The organism is Entomomonas asaccharolytica, assembly GCF_016653615.1.
Taxonomy (GTDB): domain Bacteria; phylum Pseudomonadota; class Gammaproteobacteria; order Pseudomonadales; family Pseudomonadaceae; genus Entomomonas; species Entomomonas asaccharolytica.
The window spans coordinates 2,770,112-2,794,357 of sequence record NZ_CP067393.1; the positions used below are offsets into that span (position 1 = coordinate 2,770,112).

Here is a 24,246-nt window from a genome sequence, read left to right on the forward strand (position 1 = left end):
TTATGAATACACTACTATCCAATCCTACTGAGTACGATATTCAATTAACAGAGAAGCAGCGCTATCTTACCGAGTTACTCGCTGCTTTTAATGCACCTCCACTAGAAGTATTTGAGTCTCCTACTGAACACTACCGCATGCGTACAGAATTTAGGCTATGGCGAGAAGGTGAACAACTTGATTACGCCATGTTTAAACAAGGCGATAAACACACCCCTATTTTATTAGATCGTTTCCCTATTGCTAGTCAACAAATCAATGATTTAATGCCCCACTTAAAAGCTGCTTGGCAAGCCAGTAAAACCTTATCCAATCGACTTTTCCAAATTGAATTTTTAACTACTGTTAAAGGTGATGCTGTGGTAACTCTTTGTTACCATCGCCCTTTAGACGAGCAATGGCAAACAGAAGCCGAGCAGCTTGCTAAACAACTTAATATCAATATTATTGGCCGCTCTCGTAAACAGCGGTTAGTGATTGGCAAAGATTATGCTATAGAAGAATTTACCGTTGCAGGCAGAACCTTTACTTATCAACAACCCGAAGGGGCATTTAGCCAGCCCAATGGTATTGTCTGTAATAAAATGCTTAATTGGGCTTATGAGGTATTAGGTACTAGGAATGATGATTTACTCGAGCTTTACTGTGGTAATGGTAATTTTACCCTACCCTTAGCAACACGAGTACGTAAAGTACTGGCCACAGAAATTAGTAAAACGTCAGTCAAAGCGGCTTTACAAAATATTACTGATAATCACATAGATAATATTAGTTTAGTCAGACTATCTGCTGAAGAACTAACCCAAGCACTAAATCAAGTGCGCCCTTTTAATCGTTTGGCACATATCGATTTAGCCAGTTATCAATTTGCTACCGTTTTTGTTGATCCACCTCGCGCAGGTATGGATAAAGATACTTGCGAACTGGTTCGCCAATTCCCAAGGATTATATATATCTCCTGTAACCCAGAGACTTTATTAGAAAATATCAAGCAATTAGCAAACACTCATCAAATCAGTCGTTGTGCATTATTTGATCAATTTCCGTACACTCATCATATGGAAGCAGGCGTTTTATTAGAAAGAAAATAACACTTTGTTGCTATTTATTGAAAAATAAATCTGTGTTTTTGCTAAAAATACAGTATAATTCGCCTCCGCTATAAACTATAGCTGTTACTATACAATTTTAGACGAGGCGAATGGCTGAAGGCAGTACAACTAGTACGACAAAGCCATTTAACGACGTATAAAAATATAGAGTAATAGCTATAATAGCGTATTTAACTGATATTATGGAATTATACTTCCATAGTCTTACGATTTTTATCTAGTTTTTCGCAGATCCCAACCATTACACTGCTCGGGTTAGTAGTAAACAAGGCATAAGCAGCTTAAGTTTTTGGGTACTTGCGATTGCACATTGAGGCATTTCCATGACCCAGAAAAAAAACAGCTCATTTGCTGAGCTTGGTATTCACCCTAGTATTTTAGCGGCTATTGCTGCGGTTGGTTACGAAGAACCATCTCCTATTCAAGCAAAAGCAATTCCAGAAATTCTAGCTGGCCACGATATTATTGGCCAAGCACAAACAGGTACAGGTAAAACAGCTGCTTTTGCGTTACCTATTTTAAGTAAAATTGATCCCACTAGCCGCCATACCCAAGTATTGGTACTAGCACCTACCCGTGAGTTAGCTTTACAAGTTGCTGACGCATTTGAAAGCTATGCGAAACAAATGCCTACAGTCAAAGTAGCTGCTATTTACGGTGGCGCACCTATGGGCGCACAGCTTAAAGCGATCCGCAATGGTGTACAAGTATTGGTTGCTACCCCTGGTAGACTATGTGATCACTTACGTCGTGATGCTAATTTCCTATCAGGCGTACAATTCCTTGTATTAGATGAAGCCGACGAAATGTTAAAGCTTGGTTTTATGGATGATTTAGAAAGCATCTTTAAAACTTTGCCTAAAAAGCGTCAAACGGCTTTATTCTCTGCTACTCTACCTGCATCTATTAAAGCGATTGCAGAAAAACAATTAAACGAACCTAAAAATATTAAGATTGCTGCTAAAACACAAACTGTTGAACGTATTGAGCAAACTTATTTAATGGTACACCCTGATCAAAAAAATGCGGCTGTACTACGTTTATTAGAAGTAGAAGACTTTGATGCATTAATTGCTTTTGTGCGCACTAAACAAGCAACTTTAGACTTAGCTACTGAATTAGAAATTAAAGGCTACCGCGTTGCTGCGCTAAATGGTGATATTGCACAAAATCAACGCGAAAAAGTGATTGAATCATTAAAAGATGGTCGTTTAGATATTGTAGTAGCTACTGACGTAGCCGCGCGTGGTTTAGATGTACCACGTATTACTCACGTATTTAACGTGGATATGCCTTATGATCCAGAATCTTACGTACACCGTATTGGTCGTACGGGTCGTGCTGGTCGTACAGGTAAAGCTTTATTATTAGTTACCCCACGTGAACGTCGTATGTTACAAACCATCGAGCGTGTAACTAAACAAGAAGTGAGTGAAGCTACTTTACCTAACTCTCAAAGTATTTTAGAAGCCAGAATTAGACGCTTAACTAAAAACTTACAACCTTTTACTAAGCCAGAAGAAAGCCAACAACATTATGTTGAGCTAGTTAATAAACTAACTACTGATTTAGATTGTTCAGTAGAAGATTTAGCAGTTGCTTTATTACGTCGTGCAACTAATCGTCGTCCATTAACCGTGGAAGAAATTGAGCGTACCGAACCTAAACTAACCCCTATCAGCAATGCTAAGCGTGAGCCTGGTAGCAGAGATCGCAAAGAACGTGGCGAGAGAAGGGAACGTGGCGAACGTAAAGAGCGCGGTGAACGTGGCGAAAGAAGAGAAAGAGGCGAACGTAAAGAGCGTGGTGAACGTAGCGAACGCGGACCAAGAATAGAACGCGAAGGCCGTTCTAGCGGTCGCTCTAACGATAGAGTATCAGAAGGAAAAGTACGCTGTCGTACTCCCGTTGGTAGTTTAGATGGTGTTGCTGCCAAGAACTTATTAGGTGCTATTCTTAATGAAGCTGGCATTAATAAAGATCAGATTGGTAAAATCACTATCCGTGATAGCTTTAGTATCGTGGAACTTCCTGAAAAAGGATTAGAGAAAATCCTAACCAAACTTAAAGATACGCGAGTGGCAGGAAAACCATTAAAACTTCGTCGCTATCGCGAAGATTAAGTTAAACTAAAAGCCGACAATATGTCGGCTTTGTTTAATATCAGGGAAATATAATGGAAGAAATTCGTTATCAAATAAACATGGTATATAGTTTAGCCATGCTTAAGAAATCTGTTTTCCGTTATTGGAAAAGGGCGCTAGGTTGGCGTTACTTTATAGCCATGCTCTTTATTGGTTTCTGCTTTGTTAGTGCAATTATTAAAGGAGATACCTCGTGGATGATGGGTGCTTTTGCCGTTATATTTACTGCTGGCATTTTATTTGGTATCAGCGTTTACCTAAATAATCGCTACCATGTGTTAGGTACATTTAACGCACTACAAAACCCTACTGTCACTTTTAAAGTATACGATGAAAAATTTGCGCTTGCTTCTGAACTGGGTGAAGGTGAATGGCCTTGGACAGCCATTAAAGAAATTTGGCGATACCATGATACTTGGTTAGTTTTTCTAGCACGTGCCAGTTATGCAACCTTCCCTTTAGACACAATTCCTGCTGAGGCACAAAGCTTTATCTTAGAAAAAGTACATGAAGCAGGTGGGAGGATTTGTTAATTATGAGCACTAAAACTTTTACTTTTGACTACAGTAAGACGCTTATCAAGAAATCTATTAACCGTATATGGAAACGCACTATCCCATGTTATTTATTAATTTCAACGATAAGTTTATTAGTGATCATTTTTAATGACGAGGAATTTATCCAAGGCTTTGCTTGTGGTGCAATCGTATTCTACATTGTCCAACTATTCACTCACTATTTACAAATTAAACACTGCTACATAAAGATGCTAGAGACAGCAAAGATAACCTCTACACTCACTGAGCAAGGGCTACTGATGCAATCTCAAGTAACTTACCCTTGGTCTGATATAAAAATGATTTATCGTTATTCTGATAGCTGGCAAATTATTCTTAAATATGGTGCATTTATAATCATCCCTATTGAAAATGTACCTAGTGATATAAAAGCTGAACTTATAGAGAAGGCTCAAGCTGCTGGTTGTAAAATAAAATAACGTGCAATTACTTAATTATTTTTTAATCAGTTGGAAAGATAGTAGTACTCATAAAAAAGTTTGGGTACTTACCCTGCCAATGATTTTATCCAATCTTTCGATCCCTCTTGTATCTCTAGTTGATACAATGGTGATGGGAAGATTACCAGAAGCACATAATTTAGCGGCTGTAACAGTAGGTAGTACAACTTATCTTTTTATTGTAGGCTGTTTAAGCTTTTTCCGTATGGGCACTATCGGCTTTACAGCACAAGCTGTGGGTCGTCAGCAAGGCTCTACACTCAGGCAAATCCTTATCCAAAGTTTATTGCTTGCACTTGGTTTATCCATACTCCTTATTTTTTTAGCTATTCCCTTTTATCAACTCACTTTATATTGGATTCAGCCTAACCAACAATTCCACCAAGCTGCCCAACAATTTTTTAATTGGCGTATTTTGGGCTTGCCCGCTGCCTTACTGAACTATACCTTAGTGGGTTGGTTTCTAGGTTCACAAAATGCACGTATCCCGCTATTAATATTAATCACCACCAATATTATTAATATGGTGTTATCGGTTTGGTTTGTGCTGTATCTTGATAAAGGCGTTGTAGGTGCAGGGCAAGCTGCGGTTATTGCCGAATGGTCTGGCTGTTTAATCGGTTTTTGTTTTATCTATGTACCGCTTAAACAATATGCAGGGCGATGGTTATTATCTACGTTAAAGCATTGGCATAGTTGGCAGGCTTTGCTTACTGTTAATAGAGATATCTTTATTCGTAGCTTAACTTTACAAGGCGTATTTTTTCTACTCATGCTACAAGGTGCACGGTTAGGTGAAGAAACAGTAAGTGCCAATATCATTATTATTAACGGTCTAACTATTACCGCCTATATTCTTGATGGTTTTGCCCATGCGATTGAAGCATTATGCGGTAAAGCTATTGGTGAAAAAAATAAACTAGCCCTAGGCTCAACCTTGATTGTGGCTTGTGGCTGGGCATTATTGGCTAGTGTATTATTTGCTATCAGCTTTCTACAGTTTGGTGATTATTTTGTTAATTTACAAACCACTATCAGCACTGTTCGAGAACAAGCTTACCCACTTATTCCTTATTTAGCTGTGTTACCTTTGATAGCTGTTTGGAGTTATTTATTAGATGGTTTATTTATTAGCGCAACACGTGCTAAAGAAATGCGTAATAGTATGTTGCTTGCTTTTATTATTAGTCTGCCACTCGGCTTATTATTACAACCCTTAGCTAATAATGGCCTATGGATAACTTTTCTAACCTTTATGGTATTACGCAGTATTATATTAGGCTATATCAGTTACAACATTACTAAACGTAATCAATGGATTCAGCAAGCCACATAAAAAAAAGGGTTAGTCTAAGGGAAGTACTAACCCTGTGAGTGAAACGTAATTATTCAATAAAATTAAATAAGACCGTTAATCTAGGCTGAAACAGCTTGTTTAGGTTCATCACCATATAAGCGTTTATGTTCTGCCACTATTTGATCCACTGAGTTTGGATCAGCTAATGTGCTAGTATCACCTAATTGATCATATTCAAAACTTGCGATCTTACGCAGAATACGACGCATGATTTTGCCAGAACGTGTTTTAGGCAACATAGGCGCCCATTGAATATAATCAGGGGTAGCAATAGGGCCAATTTCATGGCGAACCCACTCCCTTAACTCATTCATTAGCTCATCAGAAGATTCTTCACCCTCAGCCAGTGTTACATAAACATAAATACCTTGCCCTTTGATAGGATGTGGCACACCTACAACTGCTGCCTCTGCCACTTTTCTATGGGCAATCATAGCGCTTTCAACTTCAGCGGTACCAATACGATGACCAGATACGTTGAGAACATCATCCACACGACCTGTAATCCACCAGTAACCATCTTCATCACGACGCGCACCATCGCCTGTAAAATACATACCTTTAAAGGTTTTAAAGTAAGTATCCACAAAACGATCATGGTCACCATAAATACTACGCGCTTGTCCAGGCCATGAATCGATAATCACAAGATTACCTTCGGCAGGCCCATCAATAAGATTGCCTAAGTTATCAACAATCGCAGGTTGTACACCAAAGAAAGGTTTAGTAGCAGAACCTGGTTTGGTTTCTGTTGCACCTGGTAATGGAGTAATTAAAATACCCCCTGTTTCTGTTTGCCACCAAGTATCAACAACAGCACATTTTTGTTTACCCATTTCATCATGGTACCATTGCCATGCTTCTGGATTGATTGGCTCACCTACTGAACCTAATACTCTTAGACTACTGCCATCATAGCCTTCAACAGCTTTCTTACCGTGCGCCATCATGGCACGAATAGCGGTAGGTGCAGTATAAAGAATATTTACACGATGTTTATCCACCACTTGTCCCATACGTTTAATATCAGGATAGGTAGGCACGCCTTCAAATAATAAGGTAGTTGCACCATTGGCTAGTGGCCCATATACAATATAACTATGGCCTGTGATCCAACCCACATCGGCTGTACACCAATAAATATCACCAGGCTTATAATCAAAAATACGCTCATGGGTTAAGGATGCATACACCATATAGCCCCCAGTGGTATGTAACACACCTTTTGGTTTACCTGTAGAGCCTGATGTATATAAAATAAATAATGCTTCTTCTGCACCCATTTCTTTCACAGCACAACGATCTGAAGCTACTTTCATTAAATCGTCATACCAAATATCACGGTGTGGATACCAACGGATTTGACCATTAGTACGTTTACACACAATCACTTTTTGTACACTATAGGTGTTAGGATTGGTTAACGCTTCATCCACATTTTCTTTTAAATTAATCACTCTACCTGCACGTAAACCTTGATCGGCAGTAATCACAATCTTGGATTTACAGTCAGCAATACGACCAGCTAAAGATTCTGGAGAAAAGCCTGCAAAAACAACAGAGTGTATAGCACCAATTCTAGCACAAGCTAGCATGGCAACCACCGCCTCTGGAATCATTGGCATATAAATGGTAACTACATCACCACGATGAATGTCTTGTCCGCGTAAGGCATTAGCAAACTTACACACTTCGGCATGTAGTTGTTTATAGGTAATAGTGCGAGATTCAGCAGGGTTATCACCTTCCCAAATAATAGCCGCTTGATCTCCGCGCTCTTCTAAATGGCGATCTAAACAGTTATAAGAGGCATTTAAGGTACCGTCTGTAAACCATTTAATATCCACTCGATGATCATCAAAACTGGTTTGTTTAACCTGTGTAAAAGGCTGTATCCAATCTATTCGATTAGCTTGATCTCGCCAAAATCCTTCTGGATTAATAATCGATTGTTGGTACATACTTTTGTATGTTGCTTCATCCGTTAACGTCTTCTCTAAAATATTACTTTTTACCGGATATATTTTTATTGTCATAATTACCACCTCTAGTTATTAATTATTTTTGTTTTTTACATTGTGCCTTGAAAAGCAACCCAATGAGCATTCGACAATAGTCGAACTTGCATTAATCTTTAGTTTAAGTTTTTTATTTTTATAAAATTCTTCGTTAAGAAAAATAACAGTAAATTCTATTTAATTCAATATTATTTTTTATAATCTATTAAATATATTATTTTTTAACAGCTTATAGTTGATGATTTTTAAGAATATTTACCTTGCTGTACCTTACTTACCCCAACTTGGTATACAATAGTAAGAATTTACCTTTATTTAATCCAATCACTTTATTTTTGCATATAGAAGCCTAATGAAAGAACTTATCAGTCAATTAATCCAGCAGGCATTAACTGCCTTAATCAATGAAAATATTTTACCTGCTGATTTAGCAGTGACGATTCAAATTGATAATACTAAAGACAAAACACATGGTGATTTTGCTTCTAATATTGCCATGATGCTAGCCAAACCTGCAAAAATGAAACCCCGCGATTTAGCAGAGAAAATTGTGGCCGCACTGCCTAGCAGTGATGAAATTAGCAAAGTAGAAATAGCTGGCCCAGGTTTTTTAAATTTCTTTCAAAATACAGAGGCATTAGCCAACCGTTTAGACCAAGCATTAACTGATCCTAAGCTATTAGTAACAAAAGTGGGTAAAAAACAACGGGTAGTGATTGATCTTTCTTCACCTAACTTAGCCAAAGAAATGCATGTAGGCCATTTACGTTCTACTATTATTGGTGATGCTGTGGCACGTGTTGCAGAGTTTTTAGGTGATACTGTTATTCGTCAAAACCATGTTGGTGATTGGGGTACTCAATTTGGTATGCTACTAGCCTATATGGAAGAAAATCCTGCTGATGCTGAAAGCGAATTATCAGATTTAGAAAACTTCTACCGTGCCGCCAAAAAACATTTTGATGCCTCGCCTGAATTTGCCACTAAAGCCCGTGAAATGGTAGTAAAACTACAAGCAGGTGATAAAAAATGTTTAGAGCTATGGACAAAATTCAATGATATTTCACTCGGCCATTGCCAACAAGTGTATGATCGTCTTGATGTAAAATTAACGCGCGCTGATGTCCGTGGCGAAAGTGCATATAACGATGATCTTCCGAAGGTTATTGCAGCATTAAAAGCTAACAATATGCTAACTGAAAGTGATGGTGCACAATGTATCTTCTTAGATGGTTTTAAAAATAAAGAAGGCGAGCCATTGGGTATGATTGTTCAAAAAGCAGACGGTGGTTATTTATATACGACCACTGACTTAGCCGCTATTCGTTATCGTAATGATATTTTAAAAGCTGATCGCTGCTTGTACTTTGTAGATCAACGCCAATCACTGCATTTTGATATGTTATATGTGGCTGCGCGTCAAGCTGGTTTTGCTAACCCTGAATTAGACCTTGAGCATATGGGCTTTGGTACTATGAATGGTGAAGATGGCAAACCCTTCAAAACACGTGATGGTGGTGTGGTTAAGCTAATTGATCTACTCAATGATGCAGAACAAAAAGCCTATAATTTAGCCAAACAACTAAATCCTGAAATCAGTGAAGAAGAATGTAAGCTAATAGCCCATTCTATTGGTATTGGTGCGGTTAAATATGCTGATCTTTCAAAACACCGTACCAGTGACTATACCTTTAGTTTTGACAATATGCTAAGTTTAGTGGGTAATACTGCACCATATTTGCTTTACGCTTATACTCGTACTAATGGAGTATTACGCACAGCCAACAAAACAATTGAGCAACTCACTGGTAAAATAGTATTAGAAGCCGAGCAAGAAAAAGACTTAGCGGCTCATTTAATGTTATTCTCAGAAACCTTAAATAGTGTAGCAAGTAAAGGCTTACCACATTTACTCTGTAGCTACCTTTATGATCTAGCTAAACTATTCTCAACATTTTATGAAGAGTGCCCTGTGCTTAAAGCAGCTAATGAACAGCAACAACAAAGTCGTTTGCGTCTAACTGCACTAACGGGTCGCACTTTAAAACAAGGCTTAGAACTATTAGGACTAGTTCCTTTGGAGCGTATGTAAGAAAATGGCTAAGGCAAAAACTAAACCACGTGGTGCTAATAAATATACACCACCTAAAAAATCTGGTGCACCTGGCTGGATATGGTTAGTTGCAGGTATTGTTATTGGTGGCTTTATTATGTTTTTAATGAAACTTGAGCCAAAGCAAGATATTAGAAACGGTCAAAAACCTACCACCACTGCCACGCGCCCTAAAGATAATAATACCAACAATACATCTGTTAAGTTTGAATTTGATAAAATGCTTTCAGGCAAAGAGCCTAATCAGCCGATTCTAACTGAAGAGCAGCGTAAAAAATTAGATGGCGACCGTGCAGCAGCCTTATTAGAGGGTAGAACTCCACCTGTTATTCCGCCTACCCCTGTTAAACCGCCTGTACAAGCTAACCAACAGGTTAATCAACCCATACCAACTACGCAACCATCACAAGTGGCAGTTGTTACGCCTCCTACAGCACCATCAAGCATGAATTTCTTTTTGCAAGCTGGCTCATACCCGACCCAAACAGGGGCTGAAAGTATTAGGGCGCAAATTTTAATGCTTGGTCAAGATGTTAAAGTAGAAACAGCCAATAGCAATAATAAAACGTGGTACAGAGTATTGGTAGGCCCTTATAAAACTAAAGATGAGGCAACTAAAGCGCAAAAACAACTGGCCTCTCACGGTTTTAATCAAACATTGGTTGTTCCGCGTAAAGTTCAATAATTTGGATAAAAACTCATAAAAACCACTAACACCAGTACTACTTATACTGTTGTTAGTGGTTTTCTAATTAGAACACACCATTATCCATTACTCTCTACTATTACAACAGCAGAATTAATTTAAGTAACTAATTTAAATCTATAGGATCAACATCCACCGACCAACGTATTTGGCTAGTCTTTGGTAGCTCTTCTAAAGCTTGTACCCAATTGGTTAAATATTGTTGTAAAACTGGCCTTAAAGAACTTTGTATTAAAAGCTGGCCACGATAACGCCCTGCCTTTCTTTCCATAGGCGCAGGAACTGGTGAGAATACTTCTATCGCTTGATTGTCAGGTTGTACCGCTAGCATTTCTGCTTGTGCATGGGCACGTGTTAGAAAATCATCCAATTGTTCTTGTTTATAAGCCTCTGCCCTTAATAAAGCAAAGTAACTAAAGGGTGGTAAATGCGCTTCTTTTCTTTCCTCTAAATTATGTTTGGCAAAAGCTAAATAACCTTTATCAATTAATTGTAGAATTAACGGATGGTCTGGTAAATGGGTTTGAATAAGCACCCGCCCCTCTTGTTCTGCTCGCCCTGCACGCCCTGCCACTTGTACAATTAGTTGAGCTGTTTTTTCACAAGCCCTAAAATCAGCAGAAAATAATCCATTATCCGCATCAAGAATAGCCACTAGGGTAACATTAGGAAAGTGATGACCTTTTGCAAGCATCTGAGTACCCACAAGAATACCTGCTTCGCCTGTTTTTACGGCACTAACTATTTCTTGCATAGCTAGCTTACGACTTGTGGTATCGCGGTCTATTCGCCAAATTGGCCAATCAGGAAAAAGTAGTTTTAAGCGATCTTCGGTGCGCTCTGTGCCCATACCAATAGGTCTTAAATCCACATGATGACAATGGGGACACATAGCGGGTGGTAACTGGTGATACTCACAATGATGACAGCGCAATTCATGGTCTCTTAAATGCAACGTCATTCTTGCATCACAGTGGGGACAATGACAAATCCAACCACAATGATGACAAATTAAGGTAGGCGCAAAGCCTCTTCTATTAATAAAAATTAATACTTGTTGACCTGCTTTTAATGTGGTCTCAATTAAGCTCTGTAATTGTGCAGAAATACCACTATCCATTGGCTGAGTGCGAACATCTAAGCATTGAATTTTAGGTGGTTTGGCGTTGCCTGCACGATGGGTAAGATTCACTTGTCTATATCTATCTAACGTCACATTATGCAAGCTTTCTAAAGAAGGTGTAGCAGAGCCTAAAATAACAGGCACATTTTCCATTTTGGCACGCACTATCGCTAGATCTCGAGCATGGTAACGTAAACCATCTTGTTGCTTATAAGAACTATCATGTTCTTCGTCTACAATAATTAAACCCAATTTGGCCATCGGTGTAAAAATAGCAGAACGCGTGCCAATTACTATATCTACTCGCCCCTCTTTGGCAGCTTGCCATGCTTCCAAACGTTCTTTATCGGTTAGATTAGAATGGATTAAAACAATTTTTGCATTAAAGCGTTTTTGAAAACGATGTAATGTTTGTGGGCTTAAATTGATTTCAGGAATTAACACTAACGATTGTTTTTTCATTTTTAATACTTGATGTATTAAATGAAAATATACTTCCGTCTTACCACTGCCTGTTACGCCATATAGCAAAAATGGCTGATAACTATTTAGCGATCTACTGATAATATTAATAACTTTTTCTTGTTCATCATTGGCTAATAACTCAGGCTCTATTAACCAACTACCCTCATGGATAATCGGTTTAATTTCTCTTATTTCACAAGCAACCAACCCTTTCTCTTGTAGTCTTTTTAAAGTGTCTAGTTGAATCTGTAATTTTCCTATCAGATTTTGTGCCACCCCATGTTGGTGTTGCATTAATACTTGTAATGCACGTTTTTGACGAGTGGCTCTAGTTAGGCGTGGGTCTTCTAAATCACTGCCCTCTACTACTTTCCAAAAATATTCTTGATTGTCATCAGGGTATTTACCTTGCTTTAATAAATTCGGCAAAGCCCAAGATAACGTATCCCCCAAGCTATGTTGATAATAATGCGCTGTCCACTGACACAGCTTTAATAATACAGGGGGAATTATGGGTGTTTCATCGACTAATTCAATGGCATTCTTTAACTTTTCCACTGGAACGGTGGACTCTTCAACCACCTCGATAAGCACACCAATTAAAGTACGATTGGCGAATGGCACTTTTACCCTAATACCCACTTGCAAAGAACTTACATCCACACCTTTTGGTGGCAAATAATCAAATAATCGCCGTAACGGAGAAGGTAAAGCTAAGCGTAAATAGTTGGGTTTATTAAGCACAGATTATCCTGATTATCATCACATTGATGATCATCATATAAGGATTTAATAAAAAACAAAATTATTCATATTATAAATTTTCATTTTAATACCAATTAACTTTATTTTTTCTTAAATAAAATAAACAAGAAAGTTGCAAAAAACAAACAAATTATCCATATCCCATGTATCATCGGTTCAGAAAAAATTTCTTCTCGCCTAAAAGCATAACCAAAAATAGTCATCAAAAATCCCAAAAATGCAAAACCTATTAGGGCAATAAATAAAATGATTTTTAAGACAATATCAAAGCCATTAGCTACCTGAGTTGTCACTTTATCTTTTTGTTTTGAGTAGCCTTTATTTTGCGGTACTAAATTCGCTTGGGAATCCTGATTTGATGAATTGGATAGTTTTTTGATACCTATAAAAAGCAATCTTCCTCCTAATAAACAAAAGAAAAAACCAAACAATAAGTAAAACCCTCCAAAAGATCCATTAATGATTGGAATAACTATATTTATCAACCCAGTAAAAAATATCCAAGCCCCCACCAGAATAACTAATATCCACCCTACTATAGAAAAAACTCTCATCTTTTGTCCTTTGATAACTATAATAATTTTTATGTTGTTTCTGAGAAAATAAGTAGATAATCAAAGATAAATAATTAAACTAATGCATGTTTTAGATCATTATCTTTAATGGTCATCCTAACAAAAATAAGTATCTAACTAAAAAATATTAGTGAAACAGTATATTTATACATTCTATTATGTTTATTTGTTTTCTTGCTGTTCATTCAGCATTATAAAATCATTTAATAGCTCTTGTGCAGGCAATACGCCACATTGATCATTTTCTGGCACCATAAAAACGGCTATTTGTACATTATCATTTGCTAGGCTAGGTAAGATTTCTTGTATTAACTCATCAAAAGAGATTTTTTTTACTTCGGTATTTTGCCAATTATCTATTTGGCATTGTTTCGCAAAGGGTTCTGCTGGCCATAAAGGAAAAACAATAATATCGCCCATTTCAGCAATAACCCAACCTTCATCGTCACCTAATCCCCAAGCTTCCTGCCATTCAAATACTTTCTCAACAAAATAGTTATAGCGTTGACTATTGGATTGACGGCTAAAGGCTTGAACTTCTAAATCGTGTACTCTTTTCATGGGTTATTTTCACTTTTTAGGTAAGTATTTTAGCGGATCGACGGGTTTACCATTTAACCTAATTTCAAAATGTAATTTAACTCGGTCTGCACCTGTTGAACCCATTTCAGCAATTTTTTGGCCTGCCGTAACTTTCTGACCTTCTTTTACTAATAGGCTGCGATTATGCCCATACGCACTGACAAAGCTGTCATTGTGTTTAATAATTAATAAATTACCATAACCATGTAAATTATTACCTGCATAAACCACTGTTCCTGATGAAGCAGCCATTACAGCAGTTCCCTCGTTGGCAGCAATATCTATTCCTTTATTTAAACTACCTGTAGGCGAGTAAGTACTAATAACTGAACCTATTGCAGGCCAAGTCCAACCACCTACAACGGCTGTGGTTGGGGTTGGTGTAGCAGTCGTTGTCTTAGTTTGTGCTTGAGTTTGAGTTGCTGCTGGTTTAGTGGTGGTTGCAGTTGTTGGTTTTTGAGTGGTTGTGACTTTGATACTACCAGAGTCATGGGTTTTAGTTGTGGTAGTTGTTGCGCTAACCGCTTTACCAGACAAGGAAATAACCTGCCCAGGATAAATAGTATAAGGGGCGCCTATGTTATTTTCATTTGCTAATTCACGCCAATCACGCCCATAATTAAAGGCTAATGAATACAGTGTTTCACCGCCTTGTACAACATGCTGGCCTTTTGTGACAGGTGTGTAGCTACCTGCTTGTACCACTTTTCCTGAATAAGGAACTGAGGTTACTTTAACTTTTTTATTGTAATTGGTTGTTTTATCAACCACTTGTACTCTAGCATTATCATTCGAGCAAGCAGTAAGTAATATCAATATAGATAACGAAGAAATGGGTAATAACTTGCTATTTAATAACCCCACTTTAAGCTCCTAATGATAATAAAGTTAACGTATCGTTCCATTGAGTAAAGGTACAAACCTTACATTACCCAATACTTGTTTTTTAAAACCCTGCTCTTGCCTTATTACTAGCTGTAGTTGTTGGCTGTTACCGTCACCAACAGGCATTACCAGACGACCACCAACCGCTAACTGATCTAATAAAGCTTGCGGGATTTCAGGGGCAGCAGCGGTGACAACAATGCCATTATAAGGTGCTAAAGCATTCCAACCTTCCCAACCGTCGCCCCAACGGAATACTATATTACGTAATTTCAAACCTTGTAATCGTTCTTTAGCCTTATCTTGTAAAGGTTGAATTCTTTCTACAGAGAATACGCGATTAACTAATTGAGCAAGAATAGCCGTCTGATACCCTGAGCCAGTACCTATTTCAAGCACTTTATCGATTGGCCCTGCGGCCAGTAATATTTCTGTCATGTGTGCGACAATAAGCGGCTGTGAAATAGTTTGATTATGACCAATAGGCAGTGCTGTATCTTCATAAGCACGATGTGCAAGCGCCTCGTCAATAAACCAGTGGCGTGGCGTATTACGAATAACCTCTAACACGCGCTCATTAGTCACGCCTTCTTCTTGCAGACGTTGCACTAAACGTTCTCTTGTCCGTTGCGAAGTCATGCCGATGCCACTTCGCATCAAACCGTTCGTCATAATTATACTTTCCCCACAGTGTGTAAAGAATCTAGCGCTAACCTACAACTACGATCAATTGACAACGGGGTAACTGATACATAACCCTCTGCAATTGCGTGAAAATCTGTTCCCTCACCACCATCTACTATTTCACCTGTTAACGAAATCCAATAACCAACCTTACCTCTTGGATTTACTGTTTTTTCAGGTGGTAGAGAATGGGTGCGATAACCCAATCGTGTTAATTTAATCCCTTTTACCTCATTTAAAGGTAAATTTGGGATATTAACGTTTAGTATAGTATGGGCTGGTAGATCAAGTTTAGCATAGTTCTCCACTAATTTTCTGGCAAAATAGGCGGCAGTAGGTAGATTTGTTGTTTCTCTAGACACTAGCGAAAAAGCAAAAGAAGGTGCAGGGGTAAAACGTCCTTCAGTAGCCGCACCCACTGTACCTGAATACAATACATCATCACCTAAATTAGCACCTAAATTAATACCTGATACCACTAGATCAGGCTTATGCTCAAGAAAACCATTCATGGCCATATGTACACAATCTGCTGGCGTTCCATCGAGACCAATAAAACCATTTTCTAAATAGTGTGGGTATAATGGACGATCCAGTGTTAATGAATTACTGGTACCACTCATATCCTTATTCGGTGCTAACACTTGGCAGTGACCATAATCAGCCAATGCGTCATAAAGTGCTTTAATACCTGGTGCAGAAACACCATCATCATTAGAAACTAATATGTACATTTATCTTCCGTTGCTATAAGTGACACTATTTCTCTTACCACTGAGGTAGCAAAACAGCCTGTAGGTAATATAAAGTTTAATTGTAGCGTTTTAGGGTCTACAAAATGCCATGTTAAATCCTTAACAGGTAAACGCATCACACGTCTTTCTTGGCGCATATTGGCTGATTGTAGCCAAGTTGTTAATGGTGGATATTGCGCCACTATTGTTTGCTCTTGCTGTAATGCCTGTTCAGTAGTAGCCAGTTCACCCTCTCCCCAAAGTGGTGCGGTAGGATGAATATCTAACTCTGCCAAGCGCGTATCATTTTCCGTTAACTGTGCAGCAGGAAAGAAACTACGACTATCAGTAAAGGATAAAACATCACCTTCAATTAATTTATTCCAAGTACCTTGTGCCACTCTATCAGCCAATACTTTATTAAATAAATAACTTCTCGCACTGGATAATAATCTAGAACGTAAATTACGCTGTTCTGGGTAAGCTTGTTGATTGGCCCATTCTATCGCCTGCTCAACATTACCCCCATCAAAACCAAAACGTTGTAAACCAAAATAATTAGGCACACCCTGTTGCGCAATTAACTGTAAACGCTCAGTAAGTAAATGATGTTCCGCCTCAAGCTGGATAAGACGAATAATAAAGCGATTGGCAGAATGTGTACCACGCTGTAATTTTCGTTGATGACGCACTTGTTTAATAATCTGTAACTGGTCACTTGCTAAGCCAGTCAAATCAGGATCTGTTTTACCTGGCAAATGTATGCTAAACCATTGTCTCGTTAATGCTAATTTGTCTTTTAAACCTGCATAACTAACTTGTCGTAAGGGAATTTGAATAGCTCTGGCTATCCGTTTAGCCACTTCTTCAGTATTAAGATAGCGTTTTTCAACCCATAACCAAAGATGCTCACCCTCACCCGTTAAAGGAATATCTAATACTTCATCTACTTGGAAGTCTTCTGCAATGGCTTTTAATTGGGCAACGCCACAAGCTTCACCCCATGCAGTAGGGCCTAATAATTCAAGTTCTGTCATAAGCTGCTAATAATACCACAGCATGCACTGCAATACCTTCCTCTCGCCCTGTAAAACCAAGCTTTTCCGTGGTAGTTGCCTTAATATTAACTTGCTCAAGAGTTACTTGCATATCGTTAGTTAATAATTCGCGCATCTGTTCAATGTAAGGAGCCATTTTAGGCGCTTGAGCAATAATGGTGGCATCCATATTGGCTAATTGCCATCCTTGTTTATTCACTAATGCCATCACATGGCGTAATAGTTGCCTACTATCAATTCCTTTATATTGCGGATCTGTATCTGGAAAATGGCGCCCTATATCGCCTAATGCACACGCTCCTAGTAAAGCATCACAGAGCGCATGAATAAGAACATCACCATCTGAATGGGCTAGCAAGCCTTTATGGTAGGGAATTTGTACTCCACCTAAAGTTACAAAGTTGCCATCGCCAAAACGATGTACATCATAACCATGACCTATACGCATATAAAACTCTACTAACCAAAAAAGAAAACCTATTATAAAGCATTGATCGCTTTATAATGGCTATTAAAATATTTTTTAATGCACAGGTAATTTTATATTTTTGAAAACCGTATCAAATTCTGGTCTACCGTGCAACTCAATTGCTTCTGTAACCAGTTTTTTTGTTAAATGTGGAGCAAAGCTTTCAATAAACTCATACATAAAGCCCCGTAAGAAACTACCTTTACGGAAAGCAATACGTGTAATGCTGGACTCAAACAAATCGCCTGTATCAATCTTTACTAAGTCAGTATCAGTGCGTTCATCAAAAGCCATATTGGCAATAATACCCACTCCCATACCTAATCTAACATAAGTTTTGATAACATCCGCATCTGCCGCCGTAAAGATGATTTTAGGTTCTAAACCCTTAGCATGAAATGCAACATCTAATTTAGAACGGCCTGTAAACCCATGTACATAAGTCACTAATGGCTGCTCTGCCAAAACTTCTAAAGAAATGTCTTTTACAGTACTTAAAGGATGTGTTTTAGGCACAATTACGCAACGATTCCAACGATAACAAGGCATCATCACCAAATCCGCAAACTCTTCCATCCCCTCCGTAGCTATAGCAAAATCTGCCGTACCATCAGCCGCCATTTTAGCAATTTGGATAGGCGTACCTTGATGCATATGTAACGATACATCAGGATAGCGGGTAATAAACTCACTAATCACTTTAGGTAATGCATAACGGGCTTGAGTATGGGTGGTAGCAATGGTTAATGAACCACTTTTTTCACTGGAAAACTCTTGCGCAATACGCTTAATTCCTTCTGCTTTGCGCAATATTTCTACCGCTGCTTCAATAATTCTTTCGCCAGCAGGGGTTATTTGGGTTAAATGTTTACCACTACGGGAGAAAATCTCAACCCCTAACTCGTCTTCTAACAGGCGTATTTGCTTACTAATACCAGGCTGAGAGGTGTACAAGCTTTGAGCTGTTGCCGAGACATTTAAATCATGGCGAACCACTTCCCAAATATAACGTAATTGCTGTAACTTCATAAAGACCCCTTCACCTAAACGATATACTCAAATATACCTACATGCTTATAACTTATTTGCTGATGAAATTATAAACCTTTAACCTTCATTTAACTAAAAGTTTTATTATAAATAGACATGTATCACGATATAACTATATCACCTGCTTGAAATTGCTTTATAATAAGCTAATTATTATAGCTATTAAACGAAACTTGCTTAATATAGCTAAAGATTAGGAGATCGCAATGCGCAAGATTCTATTTCCCTTATTGCTTATAGTGCTACCTGTAGCTGCGCAGCCTGTTTACAGTTACAAAGACAGTGATGGAAACACAGTATATACCAATGAGCAACCCCCTGCTAATATAAACGCAGAACAAGTTAGATTGCCTAAAATCCAGACAGTGCCTAGTCAAAACACATCAACTGACAGTCAAGACCCTGGCTTTAGAATTAATAATTCAACGCCTTCTATAACAAAAGTAGGTATTAGTGGTATACCTGATGAAGAAGCATTAAGAGCTAATGATGGTACATTTACTGTGTCAGTAATGCTTGATACAACCTCTCGCTTTTTACCATCATCCTATCAATATCAACTATTATTAGATGGTAGACCTTATGGTGCTGCACAAGCTAGTAATAGCTTTACATTGACCAATATTGATCGCGGGACACATACAATACAAGCACAGGTTGTTAATAATGGAGCGGTTGTTGCTAGTAGTGACCCAGAATCATTTACGATTCAACGTGTTTCTATAAAATTACCTGCTAAGAATAGACCAAACAAACCCCAGCCTAGAGCAAACTAACTCATAGAATACAATGAAAAAATTATCCTTTATCACATTATTACTAGCATGTGCATCTTTAAATGCCCAAGTATATTCTTATGTAGATAGTAATGGAAATACTATCTACACAGATAACCCGCCTGAAAATCAGGCTACTCGTAATCTTGATATTAAAGTTACACCTTCTGTTAATAAAACCGAGAATAACGTAGATGAAGCAGATTTAAAAACTGTTCGTCTTTCTCCCACTACACCTATTAATGTACCAAATGCTAGTAATGGTGAGAGTAATGCACCATTTAAAGTTATATCTATTAACTATCAATCACTCACTATCGTTACCCCTGAACATGAAGATACCATCACCAATTCCGATGGACAATTGATGATAACCCTTGAAAGCTCACCAAAACTTTCATCAAATCATAAATATCGTATTATTATTGATGGTGAAACAGTAGGAGAATCTACCTCACCTACTTTTTCAATTAACAATTTAGAACGTGGTGAGCATAAGCTAGTAGCTAAAATCATTGATTCGGATAAAAATGTAATTAAAAAAACTGAGCAACAAGTTTTTTATATTAGACAAACTACCTTAGCTGATAAACGCCGTGTTCGCCCATGTAAATATAGAGACTTCGGGGTAAGACCTGAATGCCCATTAAAAGATAAACCAAAACCTGACCCAAGAATATTAAGGAAAATAACTGATAAACTAGGCATAACTAAGCCTTGTGATTTAACTGATTACGGCGTAAGAAAAGATTGCCCTATTGAACTAAAACCACTAACTCCCACAGAAGAAGCTAAAACAAAAAATAATTCTAAAAAAGCCATGTAAAAACATGGCTTTTTTGTATTAAGTATTCTTAATATTTCTTTTAAGCCCTCAATACTACACTATTATATTTACTTACATAGCTATAGCATTTACCTATCACGCTGTTAGCAAAACCCATGCTAGACTAATGGTAAATAATAGTCTCTCTAATCTACGGAGTAACTCATGAAAAAACGATTATTAGCGGCCACTTTAGGTTTAGCAGCATTGGCTACCCCTTACTCTATTGCACAACAGTATGTTGACAACTCTTTTATTGAGTTAAATAAATTAAAATATGGAATGGACCTAGTTGCAGTAGGAAGTATCAATGTTAATGTTGCAGAGAAACTTACCTTAAAACCAGATACGGTTGAGTTTTCTATTAAATACACTACAGAAGGCACTACCCCAAGTGAAGCTTCTGACCGTAATACTACTAATATGAAAACACTTACTAGCTATCTGCAACAACTAGCTATTAAACAAAAAGATTTAACCACCGTTGGCTATAAAAACTATGAAAAGACTTCAGCTCAGCCATTAACTAAAACTGATAGTCAACAATATCAGACCTTATTAACAGTGAATGTTACCATTCCAAGTAATAAATTTTACGATGTTGTCAAAGTATTAGAGCTACAAGGCATTAGTAATTTAGATAAAGTGAAAGACACTGACAATGTTTACAGTTTTGTTATCAGTGAAATAGCCAACAGCTATGACACAACTAAGCAACAGGCTGAGAAAAAATATCAAACCATTACAGAACAATTGAATACTACTGGTATTAATCAATTTACTATCGAAAAATACAATAATAAAGAAGCAGATCAACCTACCAAAGAAATTAAAACCTATTATGTAGAAAACACTATAAAAATTCGTGCTTATAAATTTGATGATTTAGGTAAAATTATTGCTAAAGCCCAAGAGCTTAAGATGAATGTTAACAATGATTTCCGTTATAGTGTGTCTGATGAAACTAAAAACAAAGCCATTGCCGAACTGGAAAGTAAACTATTAACTAAACTACAAGATAAAGCTAAACGCTCATTAAGTAGTGGTGACTACCAACTTGGCGCACCGCAGAATTTAAATATTTCTAACAGTGATGGTGGCGGTATTTATCCTCGCAACTACTATGCAGAAAGTGATGCTATGGTTAATACAATGGTAATGAAGTCTTCTGCTGGAGCGCAAGTTGATATTCAACCCCCATCAGAATTTGAAATTATGGTCAATATGAATGGTAATTTTGATATTATAAAAAAAGTTTATAAGACAAACTAATAAAAAAGGCGTTTTTAAAACGCCTTTTTTTATTCAATTAAACTGCAACGGGGGCTTTAATATGAGGGTGTGCTTGATAATTTTGTAATTCAAAATCCTCAAATTTAAACTCAAAAATATCCTTTACTTCAGGATTTATCTTCATGGTAGGTAATGGATAAGGCTCACGGCTTAACTGTAGATCCGTTTGCTCTAAGTGATTACTGTATAAATGGCTGTCACCACCTGTCCAAATAAAATCACCTAATCCTAAATCACATACTTGCGCCACCATCATAGTTAATAAAGCATAGCTCGCAATATTAAAAGGCACCCCTAAGAAAATATCTGCTGATCGTTGGTAAAGCTGACAAGATAACTTACCATCCGCCACATAGAATTGGAATAATGCATGACATGGCGGCAAAGCCATTTCATCTACCAATGCTGGATTCCATGCAGATACGATTAAACGACGTGAATCTGGATTTTTCTTAATCATCTCAATCAATTTACTGATCTGATCAATATGCTCACCATTAGGGGCAGGCCATGAACGCCATTGATAACCATAAACAGGGCCTAAATTACCGTTTTCATCCGCCCATTCATCCCAAATACTCACACCATTTTCGTTAAGGTAACGAATATTGGTATCACCTTTTAAAAACCATAATAACTCATGAATAATCGATTTTAAGTGACATTTCTTAGTGGTTACTAGCGGAAAACCCTCTGCTAAATTAAAGCGCATTTGATAACCAAATACACTATAAGTCCCTGTCCCTGTACGATCTTCTTTAAACACTCCGTTATCACGAACATGGCGCATTAAATCAAGATATTGTTTCATGATTAACCTTAAACATTAGCATTAATAGTAGATGAGTTTTTGCGATAGGCAAACACTAATAACAGTAACCCTATTAGCATCATTGGTAAACAAAGTATTTGCCCCATGGTTAACCAACCAAAGGCGATATAACCTAATTGAGAATCAGGTAATCTTACAAACTCAACCACAAAACGGAACACACCATACCAGAATAAAAACATACCTGATACAGCCATTGATGGACGAGGTTTTCTCGAATAAATCCAAACGATTAAAAACAGTACTAGCCCTTCTAAAAAGCACTGATATAACTGTGATGGATAACGAACTAATTGTTCAGGGTCTTGTGGAAAAATCATACCTAACCATTCATTTTCAGCACCCGTTGGTTTACCCCATAACTCACCGTTAATAAAGTTACCAATTCGCCCCAAACCTAATCCGATAGGTGCTAATGGTGCAACAAAATCCGCTATTGAAAAGAATGATCGACCACGACGCTTAGTAAACACCCAAATGGCAACAATAACACCTATCATACCACCATGGAATGACATACCACCTTGCCATACTTTAAATATTCTTGCTGGTTCAGCCAAATATACTGAAAAATCATAAAACAATACATAACCTATGCGACCACCAAGGATAACCCCTAGCGCACAATAAAATACTAAATCAGATAAATCATCTTTTGTTAATGTAGGTTGAATACGGTATAAACGACTACGTCCTAGCAACCAAGCAATCGCAATCCCAAAAATATACATTAGCCCATACCAATGAATATCAACAGGACCAATACTTAATGCTATTGGATCAATAGCAGGATATTTCAACATAAATTTCTCTTAATAATTACAATTGACTGAAAAAGCTACACCCAACAATAAATAGGAAAATAGCAAACATTCTACGTAATAAAGTAGCCGATAAACGGTACGCTAGTTTAGCACCAAGTCGCGAAAATATCATACTTGTCACTGTAATACCAATTAAAGCTGGTAAATAAATATATCCTACACTCCAACTCGGTAAGCCCTCTGCCCCCCAACCAAACCACATATAAGATAATGCACCACTGATAGCGATAGGTATGCCACAAGCCGCCGAAACTGCAACCGCTCGTTGCATGGGTACACTACAAAAAGCTAAAAAAGGCACTGTTAATGAACCACCGCCTATACCAAAAATAGCAGAAGCCCAGCCTATAATACTGCCTGTTATGGTTAAGCCAGGCGCTTTAGGTAATGTTTTAGAAGCTTTTGGTTTTAAATTAAATCCAAGCTGAATAGCCATACAAATAACAAAACAACCAATAATAATCTTTAAAGTAACACCCTGTAGTAAACTGGCGGTAAAACCACCCAAAATACTACCAAATACAATACCTAACGCTAGCCATTTTACTAATTGCCAATCTACATTACCTTTACTGTGGTGGGCTTGAGCAGAACTTATTGAGGTAAAAATAATCGTTGCCAGCGAAGTACCAATCGCCAAATGGGTTGCTACATTATCGGATATGCCTAATGCATGAAAACTAAATATCAGCACAGGAACAATAATTAATCCACCGCCTACACCAAACAGGCCTGCTAACACCCCAGCACCCGCTCCTAACGCAAGATAGGCGAGCAAAATAGATATTGTCATAGCGTAATTTCCTATTGTTACCTACTATTAATAAATTTCAATGA

23 protein-coding genes are annotated in these 24,246 nt (G+C 37.7%); 10 read left to right on the plus strand and 13 right to left on the minus strand.

Features of this window, described 5'->3' with window-relative positions; translation table 11 throughout:
- Positions 1-2 precede the first annotated feature (2 nt).
- The 5 genes from trmA (at position 3) to JHT90_RS12910 (ending at position 5,610) form a co-directional block, all read left to right on the plus strand.
- Complete coding sequence (trmA, locus tag JHT90_RS12890; RefSeq protein ID WP_201091666.1) at positions 3-1,091, plus strand: tRNA (uridine(54)-C5)-methyltransferase TrmA; 1,089 nt, start codon at positions 3-5, stop codon at positions 1,089-1,091.
- A 344-nt stretch (positions 1,092-1,435) separates the two neighbouring features.
- Positions 1,436-3,235 (plus strand): DEAD/DEAH box helicase, encoded by a 1,800-nt coding sequence (locus JHT90_RS12895; protein ID WP_201091670.1) that lies wholly within the window; start codon positions 1,436-1,438, stop codon positions 3,233-3,235.
- 53 nt (positions 3,236-3,288) lie between these two features.
- Positions 3,289-3,789 carry a YcxB family protein gene (locus JHT90_RS12900; RefSeq protein ID WP_201091672.1) on the plus strand — a complete coding sequence of 167 codons (501 nt, stop codon included), beginning with the start codon at positions 3,289-3,291 and terminating at the stop codon, positions 3,787-3,789.
- 2 nt (positions 3,790-3,791) lie between these two features.
- Positions 3,792-4,253 carry a YcxB family protein gene (locus JHT90_RS12905; protein ID WP_201091674.1) on the plus strand — a complete coding sequence of 154 codons (462 nt, stop codon included), beginning with the start codon at positions 3,792-3,794 and terminating at the stop codon, positions 4,251-4,253.
- Between the two features lies 1 nt (position 4,254).
- Positions 4,255-5,610 carry an MATE family efflux transporter gene (locus JHT90_RS12910; protein ID WP_236253961.1) on the plus strand — a complete coding sequence of 452 codons (1,356 nt, stop codon included), beginning with the start codon at positions 4,255-4,257 and terminating at the stop codon, positions 5,608-5,610.
- An 80-nt stretch (positions 5,611-5,690) separates the two neighbouring features.
- On the opposite strand, the gene acs is transcribed toward JHT90_RS12910, so the two are convergent.
- Positions 5,691-7,667, minus strand: a complete 1,977-nt coding sequence (gene acs / locus JHT90_RS12915) for an acetate--CoA ligase (protein ID WP_201091676.1) — start codon at positions 7,665-7,667, stop codon at positions 5,691-5,693.
- 334 nt (positions 7,668-8,001) lie between these two features.
- On the opposite strand from acs, the gene argS reads away from it, so the two are divergent.
- Positions 8,002-9,741, plus strand: coding sequence for an arginine--tRNA ligase (gene argS, locus JHT90_RS12920; RefSeq protein ID WP_201091678.1), 1,740 nt, complete (start codon positions 8,002-8,004; stop codon positions 9,739-9,741).
- Positions 9,742-9,745: 4 nt separating this feature from the next.
- On the plus strand, positions 9,746-10,447 hold the full coding sequence (locus tag JHT90_RS12925; protein ID WP_201091680.1) for an SPOR domain-containing protein: 702 nt from the start codon (positions 9,746-9,748) through the stop codon (positions 10,445-10,447).
- Between the two features lie 127 nt (positions 10,448-10,574).
- On the opposite strand, the gene JHT90_RS12930 is transcribed toward JHT90_RS12925, so the two are convergent.
- The 9 genes from JHT90_RS12930 to cysB all read right to left on the minus strand — a co-directional run bounded on the left by JHT90_RS12930 (position 10,575) and on the right by cysB (position 18,837).
- Complete coding sequence (locus tag JHT90_RS12930; RefSeq protein WP_201091681.1) at positions 10,575-12,800, minus strand: primosomal protein N'; 2,226 nt, start codon at positions 12,798-12,800, stop codon at positions 10,575-10,577.
- 101 nt (positions 12,801-12,901) lie between these two features.
- A complete protein-coding gene (locus tag JHT90_RS12935; RefSeq protein ID WP_201091682.1) occupies positions 12,902-13,375 on the minus strand; it encodes a hypothetical protein in 474 nt (157 codons plus the stop codon).
- A 183-nt stretch (positions 13,376-13,558) separates the two neighbouring features.
- Positions 13,559-13,957: a DUF2750 domain-containing protein gene (locus JHT90_RS12940; RefSeq protein ID WP_201091683.1), complete on the minus strand. Its 399-nt coding sequence runs from the start codon at positions 13,955-13,957 to the stop codon at positions 13,559-13,561.
- Between the two features lie 9 nt (positions 13,958-13,966).
- Positions 13,967-14,842: a peptidoglycan DD-metalloendopeptidase family protein gene (locus JHT90_RS12945; RefSeq protein ID WP_201091684.1), complete on the minus strand. Its 876-nt coding sequence runs from the start codon at positions 14,840-14,842 to the stop codon at positions 13,967-13,969.
- Positions 14,843-14,866: 24 nt separating this feature from the next.
- The gene (locus JHT90_RS12950) at positions 14,867-15,535 is read right to left on the minus strand and encodes a protein-L-isoaspartate(D-aspartate) O-methyltransferase (RefSeq protein WP_201091685.1); all 669 of its coding nucleotides are present in this window, start codon (positions 15,533-15,535) and stop codon (positions 14,867-14,869) included.
- 2 nt (positions 15,536-15,537) lie between these two features.
- Positions 15,538-16,281 (minus strand): 5'/3'-nucleotidase SurE, encoded by a 744-nt coding sequence (gene surE, locus JHT90_RS12955; RefSeq protein ID WP_201091686.1) that lies wholly within the window; start codon positions 16,279-16,281, stop codon positions 15,538-15,540.
- The gene (truD, locus tag JHT90_RS12960) at positions 16,269-17,318 is read right to left on the minus strand and encodes a tRNA pseudouridine(13) synthase TruD (RefSeq protein WP_201091688.1); all 1,050 of its coding nucleotides are present in this window, start codon (positions 17,316-17,318) and stop codon (positions 16,269-16,271) included. The genes surE and truD overlap by 13 nt, the downstream gene beginning before the upstream one ends.
- Positions 17,305-17,787, minus strand: a complete 483-nt coding sequence (gene ispF / locus JHT90_RS12965) for a 2-C-methyl-D-erythritol 2,4-cyclodiphosphate synthase (protein WP_201091690.1) — start codon at positions 17,785-17,787, stop codon at positions 17,305-17,307. The genes truD and ispF overlap by 14 nt, the downstream gene beginning before the upstream one ends.
- 75 nt (positions 17,788-17,862) lie before the next feature.
- On the minus strand, positions 17,863-18,837 hold the full coding sequence (cysB, locus tag JHT90_RS12970; RefSeq protein WP_201091692.1) for an HTH-type transcriptional regulator CysB: 975 nt from the start codon (positions 18,835-18,837) through the stop codon (positions 17,863-17,865).
- A 227-nt stretch (positions 18,838-19,064) separates the two neighbouring features.
- Here cysB and JHT90_RS12975 point away from each other — a divergent pair, with 227 nt between their 5' ends.
- The 3 genes from JHT90_RS12975 (at position 19,065) to JHT90_RS12985 (ending at position 21,732) form a co-directional block, all read left to right on the plus strand.
- Positions 19,065-19,634: a DUF4124 domain-containing protein gene (locus JHT90_RS12975; RefSeq protein ID WP_201091693.1), complete on the plus strand. Its 570-nt coding sequence runs from the start codon at positions 19,065-19,067 to the stop codon at positions 19,632-19,634.
- A gap of 13 nt (positions 19,635-19,647) precedes the next feature.
- Positions 19,648-20,460 carry a DUF4124 domain-containing protein gene (locus JHT90_RS12980; RefSeq protein WP_201091694.1) on the plus strand — a complete coding sequence of 271 codons (813 nt, stop codon included), beginning with the start codon at positions 19,648-19,650 and terminating at the stop codon, positions 20,458-20,460.
- A 165-nt stretch (positions 20,461-20,625) separates the two neighbouring features.
- Entirely contained in the window at positions 20,626-21,732 is a 1,107-nt protein-coding gene (locus tag JHT90_RS12985; RefSeq protein WP_201091697.1) for an SIMPL domain-containing protein, read from the plus strand.
- 37 nt (positions 21,733-21,769) lie between these two features.
- Here the strand turns inward: JHT90_RS12985 and JHT90_RS12990 are convergent, their stop codons facing one another.
- The 3 genes from JHT90_RS12990 to JHT90_RS13000 are packed head-to-tail and all read right to left on the minus strand — an operon-like array spanning position 21,770 to position 24,202.
- Positions 21,770-22,564, minus strand: coding sequence for a thymidylate synthase (locus JHT90_RS12990; RefSeq protein WP_201091698.1), 795 nt, complete (start codon positions 22,562-22,564; stop codon positions 21,770-21,772).
- 8 nt (positions 22,565-22,572) lie between these two features.
- Positions 22,573-23,388 carry a prolipoprotein diacylglyceryl transferase gene (gene lgt / locus JHT90_RS12995; protein ID WP_201091700.1) on the minus strand — a complete coding sequence of 272 codons (816 nt, stop codon included), beginning with the start codon at positions 23,386-23,388 and terminating at the stop codon, positions 22,573-22,575.
- A 16-nt stretch (positions 23,389-23,404) separates the two neighbouring features.
- Positions 23,405-24,202 carry a sulfite exporter TauE/SafE family protein gene (locus tag JHT90_RS13000; protein WP_201091702.1) on the minus strand — a complete coding sequence of 266 codons (798 nt, stop codon included), beginning with the start codon at positions 24,200-24,202 and terminating at the stop codon, positions 23,405-23,407.
- Positions 24,203-24,246 lie beyond the last annotated feature (44 nt).